Source organism: Agrobacterium sp. LAD9, assembly GCF_003031125.1.
Taxonomy (GTDB): Bacteria; Pseudomonadota; Alphaproteobacteria; order Rhizobiales; family Rhizobiaceae; genus Agrobacterium; species Agrobacterium radiobacter.
Window position 1 is genome coordinate 102,204 of the sequence record NZ_PHGS01000002.1, and the last position, 23,117, is coordinate 125,320.

At 59.3% G+C, this 23,117-nt stretch carries 24 protein-coding genes; 13 read left to right on the forward strand and 11 right to left on the reverse strand.

Annotated features, from left to right (window positions below; translation table 11 throughout):
- Positions 1-15: 15 nt before the first annotated feature.
- From DA915_RS01245 to dnaN, 5 genes are all read right to left on the reverse strand, one after another.
- Positions 16-303, reverse strand: a complete 288-nt coding sequence (locus tag DA915_RS01245) for a DUF1330 domain-containing protein (RefSeq protein ID WP_107674945.1) — start codon at positions 301-303, stop codon at positions 16-18.
- Between the two features lie 17 nt (positions 304-320).
- Positions 321-1,028 carry an orotidine-5'-phosphate decarboxylase gene (gene pyrF, locus DA915_RS01250; protein WP_003503850.1) on the reverse strand — a complete coding sequence of 236 codons (708 nt, stop codon included), beginning with the start codon at positions 1,026-1,028 and terminating at the stop codon, positions 321-323.
- A 4-nt stretch (positions 1,029-1,032) separates the two neighbouring features.
- On the reverse strand, positions 1,033-1,629 hold the full coding sequence (locus DA915_RS01255; RefSeq protein ID WP_107674947.1) for a histidine phosphatase family protein: 597 nt from the start codon (positions 1,627-1,629) through the stop codon (positions 1,033-1,035).
- 96 nt (positions 1,630-1,725) lie between these two features.
- The gene (gene pmtA / locus DA915_RS01260; RefSeq protein WP_099085721.1) at positions 1,726-2,319 is read right to left on the reverse strand and encodes a phospholipid N-methyltransferase PmtA; all 594 of its coding nucleotides are present in this window, start codon (positions 2,317-2,319) and stop codon (positions 1,726-1,728) included.
- Positions 2,320-2,513: 194 nt separating this feature from the next.
- Positions 2,514-3,632, reverse strand: a complete 1,119-nt coding sequence (gene dnaN, locus DA915_RS01265) for a DNA polymerase III subunit beta (protein ID WP_031233744.1) — start codon at positions 3,630-3,632, stop codon at positions 2,514-2,516.
- A gap of 267 nt (positions 3,633-3,899) precedes the next feature.
- Here dnaN and rsmI point away from each other — a divergent pair, with 267 nt between their 5' ends.
- The 10 genes from rsmI to DA915_RS01315 all read left to right on the forward strand — a co-directional run bounded on the left by rsmI (position 3,900) and on the right by DA915_RS01315 (position 13,734).
- Positions 3,900-4,838, forward strand: coding sequence for a 16S rRNA (cytidine(1402)-2'-O)-methyltransferase (rsmI, locus tag DA915_RS01270; RefSeq protein ID WP_107674949.1), 939 nt, complete (start codon positions 3,900-3,902; stop codon positions 4,836-4,838).
- On the forward strand, positions 4,828-5,196 hold the full coding sequence (locus DA915_RS01275) for a YraN family protein (protein ID WP_003503837.1): 369 nt from the start codon (positions 4,828-4,830) through the stop codon (positions 5,194-5,196). Before rsmI ends, DA915_RS01275 begins: the two co-directional genes overlap by 11 nt.
- A gap of 13 nt (positions 5,197-5,209) precedes the next feature.
- Positions 5,210-5,770: a sugar O-acetyltransferase gene (locus DA915_RS01280; protein WP_107674951.1), complete on the forward strand. Its 561-nt coding sequence runs from the start codon at positions 5,210-5,212 to the stop codon at positions 5,768-5,770.
- A gap of 108 nt (positions 5,771-5,878) precedes the next feature.
- A complete protein-coding gene (locus DA915_RS01285; protein ID WP_020011091.1) occupies positions 5,879-7,177 on the forward strand; it encodes an extracellular solute-binding protein in 1,299 nt (432 codons plus the stop codon).
- 83 nt (positions 7,178-7,260) lie between these two features.
- Positions 7,261-8,229, forward strand: coding sequence for an ABC transporter permease subunit (locus DA915_RS01290; protein WP_020011090.1), 969 nt, complete (start codon positions 7,261-7,263; stop codon positions 8,227-8,229).
- A 10-nt stretch (positions 8,230-8,239) separates the two neighbouring features.
- Positions 8,240-9,082 carry a sn-glycerol-3-phosphate ABC transporter permease UgpE gene (gene ugpE / locus DA915_RS01295; protein ID WP_003503828.1) on the forward strand — a complete coding sequence of 281 codons (843 nt, stop codon included), beginning with the start codon at positions 8,240-8,242 and terminating at the stop codon, positions 9,080-9,082.
- Positions 9,083-9,092: 10 nt separating this feature from the next.
- The gene (locus tag DA915_RS01300; protein ID WP_107674953.1) at positions 9,093-10,193 is read left to right on the forward strand and encodes a sn-glycerol-3-phosphate import ATP-binding protein UgpC; all 1,101 of its coding nucleotides are present in this window, start codon (positions 9,093-9,095) and stop codon (positions 10,191-10,193) included.
- 109 nt (positions 10,194-10,302) lie between these two features.
- Positions 10,303-10,815, forward strand: a complete 513-nt coding sequence (locus DA915_RS01305; protein ID WP_107674955.1) for a cupin domain-containing protein — start codon at positions 10,303-10,305, stop codon at positions 10,813-10,815.
- A 243-nt stretch (positions 10,816-11,058) separates the two neighbouring features.
- Positions 11,059-12,018: a glutathione synthase gene (gshB, locus tag DA915_RS01310; RefSeq protein WP_107675127.1), complete on the forward strand. Its 960-nt coding sequence runs from the start codon at positions 11,059-11,061 to the stop codon at positions 12,016-12,018.
- A gap of 183 nt (positions 12,019-12,201) precedes the next feature.
- Entirely contained in the window at positions 12,202-13,734 is a 1,533-nt protein-coding gene (locus tag DA915_RS01315; RefSeq protein WP_107674956.1) for a YifB family Mg chelatase-like AAA ATPase, read from the forward strand.
- A gap of 112 nt (positions 13,735-13,846) precedes the next feature.
- Here DA915_RS01315 and cysK read toward each other — a convergent pair whose 3' ends face one another.
- The 3 genes from cysK to dut form a co-directional block, all read right to left on the reverse strand.
- Complete coding sequence (gene cysK / locus DA915_RS01320) at positions 13,847-14,815, reverse strand: cysteine synthase A (RefSeq protein ID WP_107674957.1); 969 nt, start codon at positions 14,813-14,815, stop codon at positions 13,847-13,849.
- Positions 14,816-14,956: 141 nt separating this feature from the next.
- Positions 14,957-15,574, reverse strand: a complete 618-nt coding sequence (locus DA915_RS01325) for a LysE family translocator (protein ID WP_107675128.1) — start codon at positions 15,572-15,574, stop codon at positions 14,957-14,959.
- 141 nt (positions 15,575-15,715) lie between these two features.
- Complete coding sequence (dut, locus tag DA915_RS01330; RefSeq protein WP_020812296.1) at positions 15,716-16,186, reverse strand: dUTP diphosphatase; 471 nt, start codon at positions 16,184-16,186, stop codon at positions 15,716-15,718.
- Between the two features lie 90 nt (positions 16,187-16,276).
- On the opposite strand from dut, the gene DA915_RS01335 reads away from it, so the two are divergent.
- From DA915_RS01335 to DA915_RS01345, 3 genes are all read left to right on the forward strand, one after another.
- Entirely contained in the window at positions 16,277-17,860 is a 1,584-nt protein-coding gene (locus DA915_RS01335) for a peptide chain release factor 3 (RefSeq protein ID WP_107674958.1), read from the forward strand.
- A 69-nt stretch (positions 17,861-17,929) separates the two neighbouring features.
- The gene (coaBC, locus tag DA915_RS01340) at positions 17,930-19,135 is read left to right on the forward strand and encodes a bifunctional phosphopantothenoylcysteine decarboxylase/phosphopantothenate--cysteine ligase CoaBC (protein WP_107674959.1); all 1,206 of its coding nucleotides are present in this window, start codon (positions 17,930-17,932) and stop codon (positions 19,133-19,135) included.
- A complete protein-coding gene (locus tag DA915_RS01345) occupies positions 19,132-19,506 on the forward strand; it encodes an MmcQ/YjbR family DNA-binding protein (protein WP_107674960.1) in 375 nt (124 codons plus the stop codon). Before coaBC ends, DA915_RS01345 begins: the two co-directional genes overlap by 4 nt.
- A gap of 7 nt (positions 19,507-19,513) precedes the next feature.
- Here DA915_RS01345 and DA915_RS01350 read toward each other — a convergent pair whose 3' ends face one another.
- The 3 genes from DA915_RS01350 to ubiE all read right to left on the reverse strand — a co-directional run bounded on the left by DA915_RS01350 (position 19,514) and on the right by ubiE (position 22,979).
- Positions 19,514-20,428, reverse strand: coding sequence for a sterol desaturase family protein (locus tag DA915_RS01350; protein WP_107674961.1), 915 nt, complete (start codon positions 20,426-20,428; stop codon positions 19,514-19,516).
- A 163-nt stretch (positions 20,429-20,591) separates the two neighbouring features.
- Entirely contained in the window at positions 20,592-22,166 is a 1,575-nt protein-coding gene (gene ubiB, locus DA915_RS01355; protein WP_107674962.1) for a 2-polyprenylphenol 6-hydroxylase, read from the reverse strand.
- A gap of 36 nt (positions 22,167-22,202) precedes the next feature.
- Entirely contained in the window at positions 22,203-22,979 is a 777-nt protein-coding gene (gene ubiE / locus DA915_RS01360; RefSeq protein WP_003503808.1) for a bifunctional demethylmenaquinone methyltransferase/2-methoxy-6-polyprenyl-1,4-benzoquinol methylase UbiE, read from the reverse strand.
- Positions 22,980-23,117 lie beyond the last annotated feature (138 nt).

A 23,117-nucleotide genomic window follows, 5' to 3' on the forward strand; every position in this document is an offset into this window, starting at 1 on the left:
TGCGATTGACGCCCGTCAAATTCCTTCGACGATTATCATCTCCGCATCCGCGATTTCCTGGCGGATTTTGGCGGCTGCCTGATATTCGGGGGAGTTGTAGCAATCGATGGCGTGCTGAACTGACGGGAACTCGATGACGACATTGCGGGCACGCGCCTTGCCTTCCAGCTCGGTCAAGGCACCGCCACGGGCCAGGAAATTGGCACCGAACCGCTCGAAGGCGGGCTTTGCCGTCGTGACATAGTCCTTGTAGCGCTCACTGTCGCGTACATCGACGCGGGCGATCCAATATCCCTTTGCCATTTCATCTGCTCCTGTCGTTACTGATTGGCCGGAAAGCTGGCGCGCAGCATGTCATCAAGAATGGCGCGGGCCGCCGCCTTCGGATCTTCCGCCCGAACGATCGGGCGGGCGACGACCAGATGGCTCGAGCCGGCCTTGATGGCGTCGTAGGGTGTCATCACCCGCTTCTGATCACCAAGATCTGCGCCGGCCGGGCGAATGCCGGGGGTAACGACGGCAAGATCCGGACCGAGAATTTCGCGCACGGCGGTCGATTCCTCTGCCGAACAGACGATGCCGCCCATGCCCGCTTCGCGCGCCTGTTCCGCCCGGCGCAGCACCAGCGAACGGGCGTCCGAGGCGTAACCGGCTTCGGCCAGATCAACGTCATCCATCGAGGTCAGCACGGTGACGCCCAGCAGGCAGAGGCCGGAACCTTCAGCAGCCTTCACTGCGGCGCGCATGGCTTTGGGGTAGGCGTGCAGGGTCAGCATCGACATGCCCATGCGGGCGATGTTTTCGACGCCGGAAGCAACCGTGTTGTCGATGTCGAGCAACTTCATGTCGAGAAAGACTTTCTTGCCGCTCTGCACAAGGTCACGCGCGAATTCGAGACCGCCGGCGAATACCAGCTGGTAACCGATCTTGTAGAACAGAACCTCATCGCCGATTTTCGAGACGATGTCTTCGGCCTGCTGCACAGTCGGAACATCCAGCCCGACGATGAGTTTTTCGCGCGCGGTCATTGTCTTATCCCTGCCATGTTTCCATCGCCGTCCAGTCGCATGTGGGGGACGCGGCTGCAAGTGAAAATTCGGCGATGGAAAAGTGGAAAAGATTGCCGCCGCCGGGCGGCTGGTCCTTACTGCGGCTGATGTCACGGCCTTCGATATGGCATTTCAGGAGCGTGCCCACGCCACCATGACCAACAAAGGCGATCGGCTGCCGCGGATCGTGTCGCTCGAAAACGGCTTTGACGGCCCCGACAATCCGCGCCTGCGCATCGATTGCGCGCTCCCAGCCGTGAAAACTTTCTTCGGGGTTGGCGAAGAACCAGTCCGCCGCCTTCTCGAATTCCGGCGGTGGCAGGAAGCCGGTGGCAGACCGGTCATTTTCATGCATCGCCTCGACGATCTCTATCTCCGCTCCGGAGGTTTCGGCGAGGATGCGGGCGGTTTCGATCGCCTTGGTTTCGGCGCTGGAAACAATGCGGCGCAATGACCGCGCCCAGGGCAGGCGGCTCGCCTCCCGTGCCCGCTCGGCCCCTCTCTCCGAAAGCCCCCATTCGGGAACGGGAACATCCGCATCGATCTTGACCTGGGGATGGGTGATGTAGAGCGCATGCATGGCAATCGGTCCTCAAAGGCGATGGAAAGGGCAAATCAACACCCTAACCATTCGTCGCGACCGGGAAATGACGGCCTTGCCTATCCTGTCGGGCAATCAGGCCCGCGTATAGGTCCACAATTGCGCCGGCGGAATATTGCGCACGATAAAATCGAAATGGCGGATATGGTAGAGGTGCGGCTGCGCGACGATCGGGGAGATCGGACCGTAGGATATCTGCACGACGGGACGGCCGTGGGGCACGCGCTTCAGCAATTCGTCGAGAAGCTTGATACGGGCGGCCATGGGGAAATTCAGCATCGGCACGGCGGAGACGACGCTGTCGAACATCTGGCCCTTGTGCTCGCCAAGCGTCGCATCGAGATCGAAGGCGTCACCATTGATGAAATTGACGCCCGGATAGCTCCTGAGCAGCTGATTGTAGAAATCGGTCGAATATTCGATGGCGGTCAGGTTCTCCGGCTTGATGCCGCGTGCCAGAATGGCCTTGGTGATGACGCCGGTGCCGGGGCCGAGTTCGAGAACCGGCAGGCCGGAATGGGGATTGATGACACTCGCCATTTTTCTCGCTGTGATGGACGACGTCGGCACAATGGCTCCGACTTTTTTCGGCTGGCTGACCATGCCCTTGAAAAAGCGGATTTCTTCCTCAAATTTCTGTTCAAGCCGTTGCTTCAGGTTAAGTGCCATAGTTCCCTCAGATGCTTTTGGTCATTATCAAAAAACTGTTACGTACTGTTGATCCCATTTGGCGCAAAAACAAGGCAAAATGTCGTAACTGGAAAAATTCGCTTTCGACGTGAAACTTCTTCGGCCGAATCAAAAAAACGCCGGTGAAGCAGTTCCCCGGCGTTTTTGATGAAACTGATGAGAAATGCGCGTTTTCAAACGCGCATCGGCATCAGAACATAAAGCGCATCATCGCCAGCGGTGTCGCGAACCAGCGTCGGCGAGCCGGCGTCGGCCAGCAGGAAAATCGCGTCGTCGCCGGAAAGCTGCGAGGTGATGTCGAGGAGATATTTGGCATTGAAGCCGATTTCCATCGAATCATTGTCATAACCGACGGCCACTTCTTCCGTCGCACTGCCCGAATCCGGGTTGTTGACGGTCAGCGTCAGCTGGCCATTGGTGAGCGCGAGCTTGACGGCGCGGCCGCGCTCGGAAGAAATGGTCGAGACGCGGTCGACAGCCTGCGCGAAAGTCTGGCAATCGACGCGCATTTCCTTGTCATTGCCGGTCGGGATCACGCGCTGGTAATCGGGGAAGGTGCCGTCGATCAGCTTCGAGGTCAGAACGACCGAACCGATGGTCAGGCGGATTTTCGCATCCGAGACTTCGACGGTGACTTCCAGTTCCGGATTGTCCATCAGCTTCTGCAGCTCGCCGACGGTCTTGCGCGGAATGATGATGCCAGGCATGCCTTCGGAACCGGAGGGCGCATCCACATCGGCGCGCGCCAGACGGTGACCGTCGGTGGCGACGGCGCGCAGCTTCAGGTCGCCATTGCTTTCAATGGTGTGGAAGAAAATGCCGTTCAGGTAATAACGCGTCTCTTCGGTCGAAATCGCAAATTGCGTCCGGTCGATCAGCATCTTCAGGTCGGTCGCCTTCAGTTTGAAGGTGTGGCTAAAGGTGCCGGCGGTCAGGTCGGGAAAATCCGTCTCCGGAAGGCATTGCAGCGAGAACTTCGAGCGGCCGGAGGCAACGGTCATCGAGGAGCCGTCCGGGTTGGTCGCCAGAAGCACCTCGGAACCGTCAGGCAGCTTGCGCACGATTTCATAAAGCAGGTGCGCCGGCACGGTGGTGGCGCCCGCCTGCTCCACCATGGCCGGGGTCGCTTCGGTGATTTCCAGATCGAGGTCGGTCGCCTTCATGTCCAGATTGGCGCCGGATGCGCGCAGGAGGACGTTGGACAGGATCGGGATCGTGTTGCGACGCTCGACAACCCGGTGGACGTGGTTCAGCGATTTCAGAAGGTTCGACCGCTCAAGAGTAATACGCATGGACGCTACCGCTTTCAACCGTTGCGAACCGGCCACCGCCGGATCGGCAAGAAGAGTCTTCACCGGCCGCAAAGCCGGACAATGTGGACGGGCAAAATGGCAGAGTTATTGCAGAAAATGCAAGAGCCGAGTGCGTCTGCCGCCGCTCATTTTGCTGCTATACAGCATGATCCACAGGCTTGAACCATCCATGGAGCTTGTTCGCCGGTTTTCTATTGCCCATAAAGAGGGAAAACCGGAGCGACCGGCCGGGAATGATCGGCCAGAATGATTGGAAGCCGTGTGACGGAAGAAATATCGAACAGCGACAACAGAGATAAGAAGAGCTTCAGGATCGGCACGGCCACCATTGCGGCACGACCGCTGGAGCCCGCCCTTTATCTCGTGGCCACGCCCATCGGCAATCTCGGTGATATCACCATTCGTGCGCTGGAAACGCTGGCCTCGGCCGATGTTCTCGCCTGCGAGGATACCCGCGTCACCCGCATCCTGCTCGAACGTTACGGTATCCGCACCCGCCCGCTCTCCTATCACGAGCACAATGCCAACGAAGCGGGACCGAAGCTCATCGCAGCTCTCGAGGCCGGAAAATCCGTGGCGCTGGTATCGGATGCCGGAACGCCGCTGGTTTCCGATCCCGGTTATCGCCTCGGTCAACTGGCGCTTGAAGCCGGGCATCGCGTCGTGCCGGTGCCGGGCGCTTCTGCGCCGCTTGCCGCCCTCGTCGGCTCGGGCATGCCGAGTGACGCCTTCCTGTTTGCAGGCTTTCTGCCTGTGAAAGATCGCGGCAAGCGCGACCGTTTTGCCGCGCTGGCGAAAATCCCCGCAACCCTGATCTTCTTTGAATCGCCGCATCGTATCGGTGCTTCCGTCAAGGTCGCGTCGGAGGTGCTCGGCCGCGACCGCCGCGCCGTGGTCTGCCGTGAACTGACCAAGACTTTCGAGGAATTCCGGCGTGGCACGCTCGGCGAGCTTGCGCATTATTATGATGGCGACCGGGTGGTGAAGGGCGAGATCGTGCTTCTGGTGGAGCCGCCCTCCTATGATGAGATCCCCGATATCGAGGATGTCGAGAAGCTTCTGAAGGATCTCGTCGCCACCATGTCGGCCGCCAAGGCCGCGGGTGAAGCGGCGAAGCTGACGGGCCTGCCGCGCAAGGAGCTTTATCAAAGGCTGCTGGATATGAAGGAAACGGATGGCCGCTGACGGGCGAAGCAATGAAAGGCGCAAAGCCGAACGACGCGGCCATGCTGCGGAATATTGGGCGGCACTATATCTGCTGCTGAAGGGATATCGCATCCTCGCCATTCGTTATCGCACCCGGCTGGGGGAAATCGATCTGATCGCCCGCAAGAAGGACCTCGTTGCCATCATCGAGGTCAAGGCGCGGTCCTCAGGCGCCGGTGCGGTTGATGCTGTCGGCTTCCATTCGCAGCAGCGCATCCGGGCGGCGGCCGATCTCTGGCTCGCCCGCCGCAAGGATGCCGCGCGGTTTTCACTGCGTTTCGATATTGTCGCGGTCCTGCCGCATCGCCTGCCGCAGCATTTCATCGACGCCTTTTGAGGGGAGGGAAACAATGTCCACCGAACGGGAAAAAATGGCCGCGGGCGAATGGTACAGCTGCATGGATACGGAGCTGGATATATTGCGCTGGCGGGCACGAAAGGCCGTCCACCAGCACAATACAATGCCGCCGGATGAGCGCGGGGCGATTGCACCGCTGCTGCGCGTGCTCTTTAACTCTGTCGGTGAAGGCGCATTTCTTGAAGCGCCGTTTCATTGCGCTTATGGTTTCAACATCACGCTGGGCAAAAATGTCTATCTCAATGCCGGCTGCACCATTCTCGATTCCGCGAAGGTTGCGATAGGCGACGGCGCGATGCTCGGGCCTGCGGTGCAGATCTATTGTGCCGAACACCATCTGGACCCGGTGCCGCGGGCGCAAGGCATTGAAATCGCAAAGCCTGTGACGATCGGGCGAGATGTCTGGATCGGCGGCGGAGCGACCCTTCTGGCGGGCATCACCATTGGTGACGGTGCGATTGTCGGCGCAGGTTCGGTGGTGACGCGCGATGTGCTGCCGGGCGCGACGGTGGTGGGAAATCCGGCTCGGCCCATAAAGCGTATAGCCGACTGAGATTTTCGCCAGCCGCTGTAATAAATCTGACATGGAACTGTCAAAGAGGCGTCATGGAACGCCTCTATTCGCATCCTCATCCCAATAAATGGTGGAGAGGATTTAGTAATGTTGAAGAAGATTTCCATGGCCGCAGTGGCCGTCAGCATTTCGGCGACGTCTTCCATGGCTGCTACCAACATCACCTGGTGGCACGGCATGGGCGGCCGTAACGGCGAAGTCATCAACGAAGTCTCGCAGAAGTTCAACGAAGCCCAGAAGGAATGCGCTCTGACGCCGGTTTCCAAGGGCTCCTACGAAGAAGCGCTGGCCAGCGGCATCGCTGCTTTCCGCTCTGGCGAACAGCCGAACATCCTCCAGGTTTTTGACGCTGGCGCTGCCACCATCATCAACGCCAAGGGCGCTGTCATTCCTGCCGAAGACCTCATCAACAAGGCCGGTTACAAGTTCGACCGCGACGCCTTCATCAACGGCGTGCGTTATTTCTACGCTGCCGCTGACGGCAAGTTTGTCGGCATGCCGTTCAACTCCTCCGCTCCCATCATGTATGTCAACGACGAAGCCCTGAAGAAGGCCGGCGTCGAAGCCCCGAAGACCTGGGAAGAGTTCGAGAAGGTTGCGCCGAAGCTGAAGGAAGCCGGTTACATTCCGCTCGTTCAGTCGCAGCTGACCTGGCAGTTCACGGAGAACTTCTTCTCCCGTAACAACATCCAGTTCGCCACCAACAACAATGGTTACGACAGCGTCACTGACACCAAGCTCAAGGTCACCGACCCGAACCTCGTCATGATGTTCGACAAGCTGAAGGACTGGAAGGACAAGGGCCTGTTCGCCTATTATGGCGCCGGCTGGAACGACAACCAGAAGCCGTTCGAAGAAGGTAAAGTCGCTTTCTGGATCGGTTCTTCGGGCTCCTTCGGCGGCCTGCAGAAGACGGCGACCATGCCGTTCTCGGCAACCTTCCTTCCCTACTGGGGCTCCATCAAGGGCGCCGGCACCAACTCCTTCATCGGCGGTGCAGCTCTCTTTGCAATGTCGGGCAAGTCTGAAGCCGAAAATAAGTGCGTGGCTGACTTCTTCCAGTTCCTGACCTCGCCGGAAATCCAGGTCTTCTACCACAAGGCAACCGGTTACGTCGCCATCACCAAGGCCGCTTACGAAAAGGCCAAGGCTGAAGGCTACTACAAGGAAAAGCCGGTTGCGGAAGTCGGTATCCAGCAGCTGTCGCTGCCGGGCGGCGAATGGTCGAAGGGTTACCGCCTCGGCTTCTACCCGCAGATCCGCGCCGTGATGGAACGCGAATATAACCGCATCTTCTCCGGCGAAGTCACGCCGAAGGCTGCTTTCGAGATCATCGAGAAGGAAGGCAACGACCTTCTGGCCCGCTTCGCCAAGACGGCTGGCTGATCGATCTTTTCGAAACCAATGACCGTTGTCGAGCCTCCTTTCCAACGGAAGGGAGGCTCGCTTCTGGATAAGGAGGCGCAAGCGTGGCCTATACATCGTCTCAACCGCGCCGGTTTTTCTCCGGTCGGTCCGCAAAGGCTGGAAAACCCGCCAAGCCCGCAGAAGCCGGCATGAAGCGCGTGCAGTTCTCCTCGTCCTTTGTGCCCTATCTGTTTCTGGCGCCGCAGCTTGCGGTGATTTTCATCTTTTTCTACTGGCCATCGGTTCAGGCCATACATTCGTCTTTCTATATCGAAGACCCGTTCGGGTTTGGCGCTTCCTTTGTCGGACTTGCCAATTATTCGGATGCGATCTTCAGCCCCGAATATCTCAGCATCGCCAAATTCACGGTTGTCTTCACGGTGCTGGTCACTTTCTTTTCGCTGGCGCTCGGCCTGCTGCTCGCCGTCAAGGCGGATGCGGTCATTCGCGGCAGCTCGACATACAAGACGCTGCTGATTTCCGTCTATGCCATCGCGCCGCCCGTCGCCGGCCTCATTGGCATGATGTTTTTCGACCAGCATATAGGCCCCTTCGTGAAGATGGCTGCGTTTCTCGGCTGGGACATGAAGGTCGGCCTCAATTACTTCGATACGGCCTTCGCCATGATCGTCGTCGCGGTCTGGAAGCAGATCCCCTACAACTTCATCTTCTTCCTATCCGGTCTCCAGGGTGTGCCGGTCTCCGTGCGAGAAGCCGCCTCCATCGACTGCCGCTCCGGCTTTCGCCGGTTCTGGACTGTCATCATGCCGCTTCTGGCACCCACGGCCTTCTTCCTGCTGATCATCAACATCACCTATGCGCTCTTCGACACGTTCGGCGTCATCGACGTGATGGTGAAGGACAAGGCAGCCAACAACCCGATCACGCTGGTCTACAAGGTGTTTCTGGACGGTTTCCGCGGCAATGACATCGGCGGCTCTTCGGCCCAGTCCGTCATCCTGATGCTGGTCGTCTTTGTTCTCACCATCATCCAGTTCCGCTTCATCGAAAAGCGCATCCACTACAATTGAGGGAAAACCAATGTACAAGACAAAACCCCTCGATCATCTGGTGCTGATCATTGGCGCGCTGTTTCTGATCCTGCCTGTTATCGTTGCCTTCATGACGTCCACTCACACGGCGGCGGAAATCCACCGCAGCGGTCTGGCGATCGTTCCCGGCGACAATTTCATCGAGACCTACGAAAAGGTCCTGACCCAGAAGGGTGGTTTCACCGGACAGGTGACGGGCCTCAACATGGTGCTGAATTCGCTGATCCTCGGCATCGGTTTTGCTGTCGGCAAGATCGTCCTGTCGATGACGGCCGCCTATGCGATTGTCTATTTCCGCTTCCGTTTTGCAACGCTCGCCTTCTGGATCATTTTCACCACGCTGCTCCTTCCGCTGGAAGTGCGCATCATGCCCTCCTATGAGGTCATGAGCAAACTCGGTCTACTGAATTCCTACACCGGCCTCATCGTGCCGCTTCTGGCGTCTGCGACCGGAACCTTCTATTTCCGGCAGTTCTTCAAATCCATTCCGGAGGAATTGCTGGAAGCCGCCCGCATAGACGGTGCGGGTCCGGTCAAGTTCTTCATCGATGTGATCATCCCGCTTTCCCGTACCATGATGGCGGCGATCTTCATCATCATGTTCGTCTACGGTTGGAACCAGTATCTCTGGCCGATGCTGATGACGAATGACGAAAAATTCTTCACCCTGATGCGTGGCATCAAGTCGATCCTGCAGGTCTGGGTCGGTTCGCAAATTCCCGATTACAACGAAGCTTTCGCGCTTGCCGTTCTGGCCATGCTGCCGCCTGTGATGATCGTCGTGATCTTCCAGCGCTGGTTCATCAAGGGCCTCACCGAAAGCGACAAATAAGGAAACCGAAATGGCCGCGATAGAAATCAGTCAGGTCTGCAAAGACTATCATGGCGGCGTGCGCGCCGTGCATCACGTCGATATCGACATCAGGGATGGCGAGTTCATCGTGCTCGTCGGCCCCTCCGGCTGCGGCAAGTCCACGCTGCTGCGCATGGTCGCCGGGCTCGAGGACATCTCCGAAGGCACGGTGAAGATCGGCGACCGGGTGGTCAACCAGACCGATCCCGCCGATCGGGATATTGCCATGGTGTTCCAGAACTACGCGCTTTACCCGCATATGTCGGTGCGCGAGAACCTGGAATACGGGTTGAAGAACCGCAAGACACCGAAGGCGGAAATCGATGCGCGCGTGGCAGAAGCTGCGCGTATGCTGCAGCTTGAACCCTATCTGGAGCGCAAGCCGCGCGCCCTTTCCGGTGGCCAGCGGCAGCGTGTCGCCATGGGTCGCGCCATCGTGCGCAAACCGGCGGCTTTCCTGTTCGACGAGCCCCTTTCCAACCTCGATGCCAAGCTGCGCGTTTCCATGCGCGGCGAGATCAAGCGTCTGCAAAAGCGTCTCGGCACCACCTCTATTTACGTCACCCACGATCAGCTGGAGGCCATGACGCTGGCCGATCGTCTTGTTGTGCTGAATGGCGGTCGTATCGAACAGATCGGCGCGCCACTTGATGTCTACCACACCCCTGCCTCGACCTTTGTTGCGAGTTTCATCGGCTCTCCCGCCATGAACCTGCTGAACGCCGAGTTGCATGGCGATAGCCTTGCCGTCGGTCCGGCACTCGTTGCGCTCAACGGTTTTGCACCCACCTCCGGCCCGATAACGGTGGGCATGCGGGCGGAAGATTTCCGCCTCGCTGCGGCAGGTGAACAGGGCTTCCCGCTTCGGGTCGATTATATCGAGGAACTGGGTTCGCAGCGTCTCATCCACGGCGTGATCGGCGACCAGAGCCTGACAGTTGCTTTCCCGCCGGATGTCGAGGTTCCCTCTGCGCTCTCCGTGACGATCGCGCCGGAAAAACTGCATTTCTTCTCCAGCGAAACCGGCAAGCGCATTGCCGGCAAAGCGGAGCAGCTGGCGGCGCAGCCCGCGCAGATGGCGACGGCCTGAGCGCATCACAGAAATCGGCGCGATGACTAAAATTGCGCCGATTGTCAAAACCGCTTTGTTACGATCCCGATGATAGAAGACCTCCAATATTTCACGGGGGTTTTCTAATATGTCCTTCAAAATGATGTTCGCTGCCGCGGCAACCATGGCGGTCCGCACAATGCCGATATTGCCGGCCTATTTGCGTCGGTCAAAAGACGAGGCTGTCGTCAGCGCATCCTGCACCGATCTGCGGCTTCAGGCGGCCCCCATCAATCCGGACTGGATCATTTCCGGTAACCCCCAGGCGCGCGCGGCGGATCACTCCAGAAGCGGCGACCGTGCTTCCAGCACCGCCATGTGGGATTGCACGGCGGGGGAATTCCGCTGGTTCTTCGGCTGGGATGAAACCGTCTATATTCTGGAAGGCGAAGTGCATGTAACCGCGGAAGACGGTTCCATCAGCATCCTGCGGGTCGGCGATGTCGCCTATTTTCCTGCGGGAACATGGGCCACCTGGCGGGTGGATGATTATGTCCGCAAGGTCGCTTTCATGCGCCGCCCGTTCCCCAAGGCGCTGGCCTTCGCCTATCGCGTCAAGAACAAGCTGTTTGCCGGCCGCTCCTATAAGCTGGCGGCCTGAACCCACAAAACCTTCCGGTGGGCGGGGCCGGTGCGGCGCCGCCAACGGAATTGTGAAGGTTCAATAAAACTCACACGAACCACCGCTTGCAGCAGTTGCCTTTGAATGATCGCTGCCCTACATCTTCAGGGTTTTCTGAAGCGTTTCCGGGTCCCTCCCGGTACTGCAGGGAAGCTTGAAAAGGCGAGGCAATGGGCACGGCGGGCCGGGAAAGCGTCCGCATGCTGCAAGAGGAACATGCGCATGGCGAAGATCAAGAACGTCGCGATCCAGATGGATCATGTCTCCGGCATCAATATCGCCGGTGACTCCACCTTCGCCATGAGCCTCGAGGCGCAGGCACGCGGATACCGGCTGTTCCATTACACACCTGAGCGCCTTTCCATGCGCGATGGCAAGATTTACGCCACGGTGGAGCAGATGGAACTGCGCGACATCAAGGGCGACCATTTCTCCCTGTCGGAGCCGGAGCGTGTCGATCTCTCGACCATGGATGTCATCCATCTGCGTCAGGATCCGCCCTTCGACATGGCTTACATCACGTCCACCCACCTCTTGGAGCGCATTCACCCCAGAACGCTTGTCGTCAATGACCCCGCCTGGGTCCGTAACTCGCCGGAAAAGATTTTCGTCACTGAATTCGCCGATCTGATGCCGAAGACGTTGATCACCAAGGACGTGGAGGAAATCGCCCGCTTCCGCAATGAAATGGGCGATATCATTCTGAAGCCGCTTTATGGCAATGGCGGCGCGGGCGTTTTCCATTCCGCGCGCGACGACCGCAATTTCTCCTCGCTTCTGGAGATGTTCGGCCAGATGTTCCGCGAGCCCTACATCGCCCAGCAATATCTGCCTGACGTCCGAAAGGGCGACAAGCGCATCCTCCTGGTGGATGGCGAACCCGTGGGCGCAATCAACCGCGTACCGGCGGAAAACGATGCCCGCTCCAACATGCATGCCGGCGGCCGGCCGGAACCGACGGAACTGACGGCGCGGGAGAAGGAAATCTGCCGCCGCATCGGTCCCGCCTTGCGGGAGCGCGGTTTCCTCTTCGTCGGCATCGACGTGATTGGCGACTATATGACGGAAATCAACGTCACCTCGCCGACCGGCATTCGCGAAGTACGCAAATTCGGCGGCGCCGATGTCGCAAGCCTTTTGTGGGACGCGATCGAGAAAAAGCGCGAAGCTCAGGATTTCTGACGCGACCTGTTGCCGATCCAGCTTTGTTCCATGAGTACAACTAGATACAACTAAAATACATCGTCAGCGGGAAATTGTTCGCTGGATGTTCTTGTTTTATTCTTTGCCCTGTGGCACGTTGCTTGCGGGTGGCCGCAACAGGGCATGAAGCTCTGGTGATGCGGCCGGTTTGCGGGGCAGGCCATGGTGGCAAGGGTCAATACGGTTGCATTTCAGGGCATAGAGGGTGTGCCCGTCGAGGTGCAGGTCATGGTCGCACCAGGAAAGGTCGGCATCCAGATTGTCGGCCTGCCGGACAAGGCGGTGGCCGAAAGCCGCGAGAGGGTGCAGGCCGCCCTGCATGCTTCGGGTCTGGCGCTGCCGGCGAAAAAAGTCACCGTCAATCTCGCGCCTGCGGATTTGCCCAAGGAAGGATCGCATTTTGATCTTCCCATTGCGCTTGGCCTCATGGCTGCCTTGGGGGCGATACCGGCAGACATGCTGGGACGTTATGTGGTTCTCGGCGAACTCAATCTTGATGGCACCATCGGTACGGTTTCGGGCGCCCTGCCGGCGGCTATCGGCGCCAATGCACTCGGCAAGGGGCTGATCTGCCCGGCTGAAAGCGGGCCGGAAGCGGCCTGGGCCGGAGCCAGTATCGATATTCTCGCCCCGCGCAGTCTCATTGCACTCGCCAATCATTTTCGCGGCGCACAGCTTCTCGCGCGCCCGACGCCCGCCATCCGCGCCAATCCGGTTAATCTGCCTGATTTAGCTGACATCAAGGGACAGGAGAGTGCCCGGCGCGCGCTGGAGGTGGCCGCCGCTGGCGGCCATAATCTGCTGATGGTCGGCCCACCCGGTTCGGGTAAATCCATGCTCGCAGCCCGCTTGCCTTCCATCCTGCCCCCGCTGGAAGTGGCGGAGTTGCTGGAAGTGTCCATGGTCCATTCCATCGCCGGCCAATTGTCGGGTGGCAAGCTGTCGGACCGCAGGCCTTTCCGCACCCCGCACCATTCCGCCACCATGGCGGCGCTGATCGGCGGAGGGCTGCGCGCCAAACCGGGCGAAGCTTCGCTTGCCCATCACGGGGTTCTTTTTCTGGATGAGTTCCCGGAATTTTCGCCGCAGGTGCTGGATGCGCTTCGCCAGCCGCTGGAAACGGGCGAATGCATCATTGCACGAGCCAATCACCGCGTCAGCTATCCGGCAGAAATCCAACTCGTTGCGGCCATGAACCCCTGCAGGTGCGGCATGGCGGGAGAGCCGGGTTTCAACTGCGCCCGAGGCCCGCGCTGTGTAACCGATTATCAGGCCCGCATTTCCGGACCGTTGCTAGACCGTATCGATATCCGCATCGACGTTCCCGCTGTTTCCGCCGCCGATCTCATTCGCCCCGTGATGGCCGAGCCGAGTGCGGTGGTGGCCGCGCGTGTCGCCCGGGCACGCCTTGCGCAGCAGGAACGCTACGCGGCGGCGGGATTTGCCGCCATTCGCACGAACGCTCGCTGCACGACGACCCTGATAGAAAAATATGCCGAGCCGGATGCGTCCGGGCTGCAATTGCTGCGCGATGCCGCCGAGCGGCTGAAGTTTTCCGCGCGCGGTTATCATCGCATTCTCAAGGTTGCCCGCACCCTGGCCGATCTGGATGGCAAGCAGACGGTTGGCCGCATCCATGTGGCGGAAGCTGTGTCCTATCGTATCGCAGGGGAAAGGCTTACGGCGGCGGCGTAAAAGGTCGCCCTTTGTGCTTTGCCTAAAAACCATTGTGCCGCCAGCGGGGCCGGCGGCACATCGGGATATTCGCTAATCGGATGCGGGGTCGCGCTGCGCTTGAAAGCCTGGCTTAAAGCCCAAGGCCTTCGAAAAGCGCCGTCGAAAGGTAGCGTTCCGCAAAGGAAGGAATGATGACAACGATGTTCTTGCCGGCATTTTCCGCACGCGCACCAACCTTGATGGCCGCCGCCAGCGCCGCACCCGAGGAGATGCCGACAGGCACGCCTTCCAGCCTCGCCGCCAGACGTGCGATTTCGAAAGCCTCGTCATTGGTGACGGTGACGATCTCGTCATAAATGCCGGTGTCGAGGATGGCGGGGGCAAAACCGGCGCCTATGCCCTGAATCTTGTGCGGGCCGGGGTTGCCGCCGGAAAGAACCGGGCTGTCGGCGGGCTCGACGGCAATCACCTTCACTTCAGGCTTGCGTGATTTCAGCACCTGGCCCGTGCCGGTGATGGTGCCGCCGGTACCGATGCCCGAGACGAGAATATCGACCGTGCCTTCGGTGTCGTTCCAGATTTCTTCCGCCGTCGTCTTGCGGTGAATATCGGGATTGGCAGGGTTTTCGAACTGCTGCGGAATGATGGCGTCGGGAAGGGTCTCGGCCAGTTCCTGCGCCTTGGCGATGGCGCCCTTCATGCCCTTCGGACCTTCGGTCAACACCAGTTCGGCGCCGAGCAGGGCCAGCATTTTCCGGCGTTCAACCGACATGGTTTCAGGCATGGTCAGGATCAGCTTGTAGCCCTTCGCGGCAGCGGCAAAGGCGAGGGCAATACCCGTGTTGCCCGAGGTCGGCTCCACCAGCGTGGTCTTGCCGGGGGTGATCTTGCCCTGCGCTTCCAGAGCTTCGATCATGGCGACGCCGATGCGGTCCTTCACGGAAGCGATGGGATTGAAAAATTCGAGCTTGGCGAGAAGGTTGGCCTTCACGCCCTTCTCCTTCGCCAGCTTGTCGAGCCGCACGATCGGCGTATCGCCGATTGTTTCCGTAATAGAGGAATAGACGCGTCCGCGTCCGGGCTTTCTGGCTTCGGGCATGATATTCTCCTGTGTAAAGACCGCAAGATTTGAGCGGCAGAATAGGAGCAATAGCTTTCTCAAGCTAGCGAACGTTCGTCCTAATATCCCTGAATTACAGGAATAATTTCACGATAAATCGCATAAATGCACGAATTTGTTTTACGTGCTGCGGATCGCGATCATGGTCGCCGTTCCCGCCAGAATACCCGCCGCCGTGCGGTTGAGGATCGTCAAGGCGCTCGGCCTTTTCAGGAGGTTACGCGCCTTGGCCGCAAGCAGGATATAAGGCAGGAGAACCGCCATCAGCACGACGAAGGTGATGGCGAGAAGTGTCGCATATTCCGAAGGGCCGATCATGCGGATATCGATCAGCGTCGGCACCAGCGCCACATAAAACAGCATGGTTTTCGGATTGCCGAGTGTGATCAGCAGGCCGGAGAGAAAGGACATCGGCATGCTGATGCTTTTCTTGGCCTTGAGTTCCTGTGGCAGCAGGCCCGCGGTCCAAAGCTTCCAGGCGATATAGAGGAGATAGACAGCGCCTGCGAATTTCAGCACCATGAAGGCTTCCTGAAAGTTTTGCGCAACGAAGGCCAGCCCCAGGATCACAGCGGTCAGGTAAATCATGTCGCCCAGCACCAGTCCGAGACCCATGAAGAAGGTTTCCCGAAAGCCTGAACCCAGAGCTCGCGCCACGATCGCCGTCATGCCGGGGCCGGGAATGGCGGCGGCGATGAAGAGGGCGGTTGCATAGGCGAAAAGGGTCGTCAGCGTCATGATCGTGTTTCCCGGAAAATCCGCCAGATCCATAGCGAAATCGTCGGGCAAAGACAATTGGTCACATCCCCCATCCTGCCGGAACGGCAGGATGGGGGTCTGATAAAGCGGGCCGCACAGCTTGCCGGCCAAGCGGTGTGGCTAAACGCCGGTGGAGCCGAAACCGCCGGCGCCTCGCGCCGTCTGGGAGGTTTCCGTCACCTCGCTCACGATAACCTGGGTTACCGGCGCAATCACCATTTGCGCGATGCGCATACCGCGTTCGATGACAAAAACGTCCTGGCCCAGATTGGCGAGAATGACTTTCACTTCGCCGCGATAATCGCTGTCCACCGTGCCGGGAGAGTTGAGGCAGGTGATGCCGTTCTTGATGGCGAGGCCGGAGCGGGGGCGGATTTGTGCCTCGTAGCCTTGCGGAACCTCGAAGATGAAACCGGTCGGGACCAGCGCGCGTTCACCCGGTTGCAGGGTAAGCGGTTCACCGGTGGGCACGGCAGCGCGCAGGTCCATGCCGGCGGCGCCACGGGTTTCGTAGGACGGCAATTCGAGGTCTGCGCCATTGGCGAGACGGACGAGCCGGAGAAGGGGGCTATTGTCATTTTGAACGGTCATGCGGCATTAGTTTGCCGAGATCGCGGCAAGGTCAATTGCAAATGCGGGCCTGAAACGCTAGATAGCCCGCAATTCCACAGGATTTGTCAGATGGCCGAAACACTTGCCGAGGCGGTCTCCCGCCGCCGCACCTTTGCTATTATCGCGCACCCGGACGCGGGTAAGACCACGCTTACCGAAAAACTGTTGCTGTTCGGCGGAGCGATCCAGCTTGCCGGTGAAGTGAAGGCAAAGAAGGACCGCATCCAGACCCGTTCGGACTGGATGAAGATCGAGCGCGAGCGCGGCATTTCGGTCGTCACCTCGGTCATGACCTTCGAATATAACGACCGGGTCTTCAATATTCTCGATACGCCCGGCCACGAGGACTTTGCCGACGACACCTATCGCACGCTGACGGCGGTGGATGCGGCAATCATGGTCATTGACGCCGCCAAGGGTATCGAGCCGCGCACGCTGAAGCTCTTCGAAGTCTGCCGTATGCGCGATATTCCGATCATCACCTTCATCAACAAGATGGACCGCGAAAGCCGCGACCCCTTCGAGATTCTGGATGAGGTCGAGGAGAAGCTCGCGCTCGATACCGCGCCCATCACCTGGCCGGTCGGTCGCGCCAAAACCTTCTGCGGTGCCTATAATCTCGCCGAAAATACCTTCCGCGGTAACGATACCCAGGTTGACGGACTGCCGGTCAACGGCCCGCAGGCGGTTGCCGATCGCCTGCCGGAAAATGAACGTCAGCTTTTTGTCGAGGAAACGGAGCTTGCGCTGGAAGCCTGCCGTCCTTTCGATCGTCAGGCGTTCCTCGAAGGCCACATGACGCCGGTGTTCTTCGGTTCGGCGCTGCGCAATTTCGGTGTGCGTGACCTCATCAATGCGCTTGGCGATTTCGCGCCGCCGCCGCGCGATCAGGTGGCGGATACCCGTATCGTACATGCGGCTGAAGAGAAAATGACGGCCTTTGTCTTCAAGATTCAGGCCAATATGGATCCGAACCACCGCGACCGCATCGCTTTCGCCCGCATCTGCTCCGGCAAGCTGGAGCGTGGCATGAAGGCGCGGCTTGCTCGCACCGGCAAGCAGATGGGGCTGACCGCGCCGCAATTCTTCTTCGCTTCGCAGCGCCAGCTGGCCGATACCGCCTTTGCGGGTGACGTGGTGGGCATTCCCAACCACGGCACGCTGCGCATCGGCGATACGCTGACCGAAGGTGAAAATCTTGTTTTCCAGGGCGTTCCGAACTTCTCGCCGGAAATCCTGCGGCGCGTACGTCTTGAGGACGCCATGAAGGCGAAGAAGCTGAAGGAAGCCCTGCAGCAGATGGCGGAAGAGGGCGTTGTGCAGCTCTTTTCGCCGGAAGACGGCTCTCCCGCCATCGTCGGCGTCGTCGGCGCGCTGCAGCTCGATGTGTTGAAGGAGCGCCTGATGGGCGAATACGGCCTGCCGGTCTCCTTCGAAATGTCGCGTTTTTCGGTCTGCCGCTGGATTTCTTCCGATCAGCCGGCGGAAATGGACAAGTTCCTCAACGTCAAACGCGGCGATATCGCTCGCGATCTGGACGGCGACCCGGTGTTTCTGGCGCAGGACGCCTTCTCGCTACGTTACGAATCCGAGCGTTTTCCGGCGATCAAGATGGTCGCGATCAAGGAATATCACGTCGCCAAGGCGGCGTGATATTAGCCGGATTGCACTTTGAATGCCAAGGGCTTAGTTTCCCCTGAAACGGGAAACTGGTCCGGCATCATGACGCTTTCAGGCAAACATATTCTCCTCATCATCTCCGGCGGCATCGCGGCCTATAAGAGCCTTGATCTCATCCGCCGCCTGAAAGAGCGCGGCGCGAAGGTGACGCCAGTGATGACGAAGGGCGCGCAGGAATTCGTCACCCCGCTTGCCGTCGGCGCACTGTCTGCCACCCATGTCTTCACAGAGCTCTTTTCCCGACAGGATGAACAGGATGTGGGCCATATCAGGCTGGCGCGCGACTGCGACCTCGTACTGGTGGCTCCCGCCACAGCCGATCTGATGGCGAAGATGGCGAACGGTCTGGCAGATGATCTTGCCTCCACGATTCTTCTTGCGACGGATCGTAAGGTGCTGGTGGCTCCGGCGATGAACCCGAAAATGTGGTCTGCCAAACCGATGGTACGAAATGTCGAAACGCTGAAAAAAGACGGGGTGTTTTTCATCGGACCCATGGCCGGTGAAATGGCAGAGAAGGGCGAGGCTGGTTTTGGCCGCATGGCCGAACCATTGCAGATCGTCGAAGCCGTCGCCGCACTGCTGGATGAGGGGCGAAAGCCCCTGAATGGCAAAACGGCGATCGTCACCTCCGGCCCCACGCACGAGCCGATCGATCCCGTGCGCTATATCGCCAACCGTTCCTCTGGCAAGCAGGGCCACGCCATTGCGGCGGCTCTGGCGGAGCTGGGAGCAAAGGTCACGCTGGTTTCCGGTCCCGTCACGATTGCGGATCCGGCAGGTGTTGAAACGGTGCATGTCGAGCGCGCCGAGGAGATGCGCGATGCGGTCATCTCTAGGCTGCCGGCGGATATCGCCGTCATGGTCGCCGCCGTCGCCGACTGGCGGGTGACGGGCTCATCGGAACAGAAGATCAAGAAGCAGCCGGGCGATGCGCCGCTGGCGCTGCAGCTGACGGAAAATCCCGATATTCTCAAAACCGTCGGCCATCATGAAAAGCGTCCGACGCTGGTGGTGGGTTTTGCCGCCGAAACGCAGGATATCGAGAAGAACGGCCGGGCGAAGCTGGAACGCAAGGGAGCGGATTATATCGTCGCTAACGATGTCTCGGCGCAAACCGGCATCATGGGCGGGGATCGCAACAGCGTGAAAATCATTTCAGCTGACGGTGTCGAGGCCTGGCCGGATCTCGACAAGACCGAAGTCGCAAAACGTCTGGCGGCACTGATCGCGGAGAAACTCGCATGAGCCTGTTCGATCGCAAGACATTCGACAGGGTGCTTGGCGAATGGCCGGGCGTCCGGTTCGTCGATCAATGGGATTCACATGTCGCCAAGGTGGGCGACAAGGTCTTTGCCGTGCTTGGCGAACGGGAGGACTGGCGGCTGGTGGTGAAATGCTCGGAAGAGAGCTTCGAAATATTGACCTCACTCGAGGGCATCGCTCAGGCGCCCTATTTTGCGAAACGCAAATGGGTGTCGATTGCCGATCATTCACCGCTCGAGCAGGAGGAATTGGAGCACTATTTGCGCCGTTCCTACGAGCTTGTCGCCGCCGGCCTGACAAAAAAGCTGCGGGGCGAACTCGGCATCGTGATCGATACCGCGCGCCGTTTATAATTTACCGTCAGTTGACCTTCTTGTCCTTGCCAATGATCTGGCGGACGCCTTCTTTGGTGAAGGGCTGCAGGAGCTGCGGCACAAACCCCTTTGCGATCTCACCCTTGATGCCGATATCGGTGGAAGAGGGCCGGTCGGGGTTGTGGTAGGACCCGAAAATGAGATCGAAGATGACGAGGTTTTCGCCGTAATTGGTGTTGCCTTCCGGAAGCTGCTTCGAATGGTGCCAGCGGTGCAGGCGCGGCGTGCTGAAGATATAATCGAGCAGCCCCGTTTTCATATCGACATTGCAATGGGTCAAAATACCGATGAAGGCGGTCACGGCGCCGAGCCACCAGAAAACCTGAAGCGGCGCACCCATGAAATAAAGCGGAATCTGGCTGAGCGCGATCTTGAACAGGGAGTCGGCCACATGAAACCGACCGGTATTGACGACCCAGAGCCGCACGACGCTGTGATGCAGGGCATGGAACCGCCAGAAGAATACCGTTTCATGCGCAATGCGGTGGGCCCAGTAGAGACCGAATTCGGCAATCGTCACCGCAAGCGCGACCTGGACGATCATTGGCAAATGGGAAGGCCACAGGTCGAACCGCATCGCCGCCAGCGGCTGCAGAACATTCGCGGCTACCATCGGGAAGATCGCTGCGGCGGCGGCAGCGAGTTGTACGAGCCCTTTCGTCAGAAGCGTGTGACCGATGCTGTTGATGGTCTCACCATCCCCCTCAAGCCATTCGACTTCATAGGGAATATAGCGCTCGAGGAGAAACAGGCTGAGAACCGCGCCCGCATAAACGGCGAGAAAGGCTGCGATCGGATGACTGCTCGTAAAAGCGAAATAGGACCCGATGAGGCCGCCGACGAACACCAGTGGCCAGGAGGTATAGGAAAGGGCTGCTTTTAGTACTTGCGCTTTTGCCATCAAAATCAAATCCTGTCCGGCGTATCCGTCTCTACCATCGGCGCACTTCCGCGCAGGCTTCCGAGCAACCCTTACCCGCACCAATCACCTGTCTTGGCTAGAGATCAGACCCTTATCGCTCCAATGCATTACACAAACATGGCACATAGCGGTGCCGAAATGCTCAGCTCACCCTGATCGCAATATATAGAAGCGTCAGCGCAATGACCCAGAGAGCGATCCGTCCCCATTTGGTGTGGCGCGCTTCCGCCTTGCCAATGGCTTCCGCCGTCTGCGCATCAAAACGCAGGCCGTTCTCGCTCATATACATCAATTCGGAATGCAGTTTTTCCGTCTTGGCGGCAATCTCCGGTGCTGCCTCGGCAAGCTTGAGGGCGGCTTTCACGCCATCCTTCAGGTCGGTGACGACACGTTTCGGTCCGAGATTGTCCCTGATCCAGCCGCCAACGACCGGGTCTGCCGCCTTCCACATGTTGAAGCGTGGATTGAGCATGCGCGACACGCCTTCCACCACCACCATGGTCTTTTGCAGCATGACGAGTTCCGGCCGCGTCTCCATGTCGAAAAGCTCGGTCACTTCGAACAGCAGGGTCAAAAGCTTGCCCATGGAGATCGTCTCGGCCGGCTGGCCGTGGATCGGTTCTCCAATGGCGCGGATCGCCTGCGCGAAACTGGCTTTGTCGTGGTGGCCCGGCACATAACCTGCCTCGAAATGCACCTCAGCCACCCGCATATAGTCGCGGGTAATGAAGCCGTAGAGGATTTCGGCAAGGAAGCGGCGTTCCTTTTTGCCAAGGCGTCCGGCAATGCCCATATCGACGGCAACGATCTCGCCCTCCGCATCCACGAAGAGATTGCCGGGATGCATGTCGGCGTGGAAGAAGCCATCGCGCAGCGTATGCCGTAGGAAGGACTGGATCAGCGTATCGGCGAGCTTGTTCAGGTCGTGGCCGGCGGCCTTCAGGCCCTCGATATCCGACATCTTGACACCGTCGATCCATTCCATGGTGACGACATCGCGACCGGTGCGCTCCCAATCCACCTCCGGAACACGGAAACCCGGATCGTCCTTGGTATTTTCGGCAAGTTCGGAAAGGGCGGCGGCCTCTAGCCGCAGATCCATCTCGATCTTGGTGGTCTGCTCCAGCGTGCGCGTCACCTCGACGGGGCGCAGGCGGCGGGCGGAGCGGACGAAACGCTGCTGCAGGTCGGCGATCAGATACATCGCCTCCAGATCGTTCTGGAAACGCTGGCGCACGCCGGGACGGATGACCTTGACGGCCATCTTGCGCGGCCCTTTTGGTGTATCCACCATTGCCGGGTGCACCTGGGCAATGGAAGCCGCGGCGATCGGATCGCCGAATTCCCTGTAGAGTTCAGACACCGACCGTCCGAGCGAGCCCTCGATATTGGCCTTCGCCGCAGCGGCCGGGAAAAAGGCCATGCGGTCCTGAAGGCTTGCGAGATCGTCGGCGAAGTCGGCGCCTACCACATCCGGCCGGGTGGCGAGAAACTGACCCATCTTCACATAGGAGGGCCCGAGTCGCTCCACAGCCACCGCGAGCCGGTCGCTGCGCTGCGCCCGTTTCGCCTTGCTGCGGGCGAATGGCTTCAGCAGCGCTTTCATTAATTGGGCGGGAGCAGGCAGGTCGTCGGACGGCAGGGCCAGCACGACGCCTTCGCGCACGAGAACCCAGCCAACCCTCGCGAGGCGGAAATATGCGCCCAAAGTACTCATGCTTATGCTTGTCTCCTGCTTTTACCGGCCATGGTCTTAAAGCTTCCAGCCGGAATGCAGGGCGGCGATGCCGCCGGTGTAATTGGTGTAGGTCACGCGGGAGAAGCCGGCGGTGCGGATCATCGTCGCGAAATCTTCCTGATTGGGGAATTTGCGGATCGATTCGACCAGATATTGATAGGGCTCGGCATCACCCGTGATCATCTTGCCGAATTGCGGAATGGCGTTGAACGACCAGGCGTCATAAACACGGTCAAGCAGCGGCATATCGACTTCGGAAAATTCCAGCACCAGCAGCCGCCCGCCACGCTTCAAGACACGGTGTGCCTCTTTCAGCGCGACATCGATGCGCGGCACATTGCGAATGCCAAACGCGATCGTATAGGCGTCGAAACTATTCGCCTCGAAGGGCAGCTCCTCGGCATTGGCCTCCACGAAGGTCAGATTGTCGGAAAGCTTCTTTTTTGCCGCGCGCTCCTCGCCGACGGCCAGCATCGAGCCGTTGATATCGAGAACGGTGGCATGCGCCAGACGGTTGGAGGCTTCGATGATACGGAAGGCGATATCGCCGGTGCCGCCCGCAACGTCCAGAATCTTGTAGGACGGGTCCTTGCGCGGCGAAAGCGAAGAGACCATCGCGTCCTTCCACAGCCGGTGCAGGCCAGCCGACATTACGTCATTCATGATGTCGTAGCGCTTGGCCACCTTATGGAAGACCTCGTTGACCAGCCCCTGCTTTTTGCCTTCGTCCACCTTGTGGAAGCCATAGGACGTTTCCATGCCGCCTTGGGCAGTGGTACGGGCGTCGGTCATCGTCTGTCTCCATATTTATTGCGTGGCGGACCATAGCGGAAACGCCATGGCAACGCTATCTGTTGCCGCATCGCCTGGGCGCGACATTTCGCGTGCACTGTATAGACCACATGGTCCTAACGATAAACTGTCGGATAA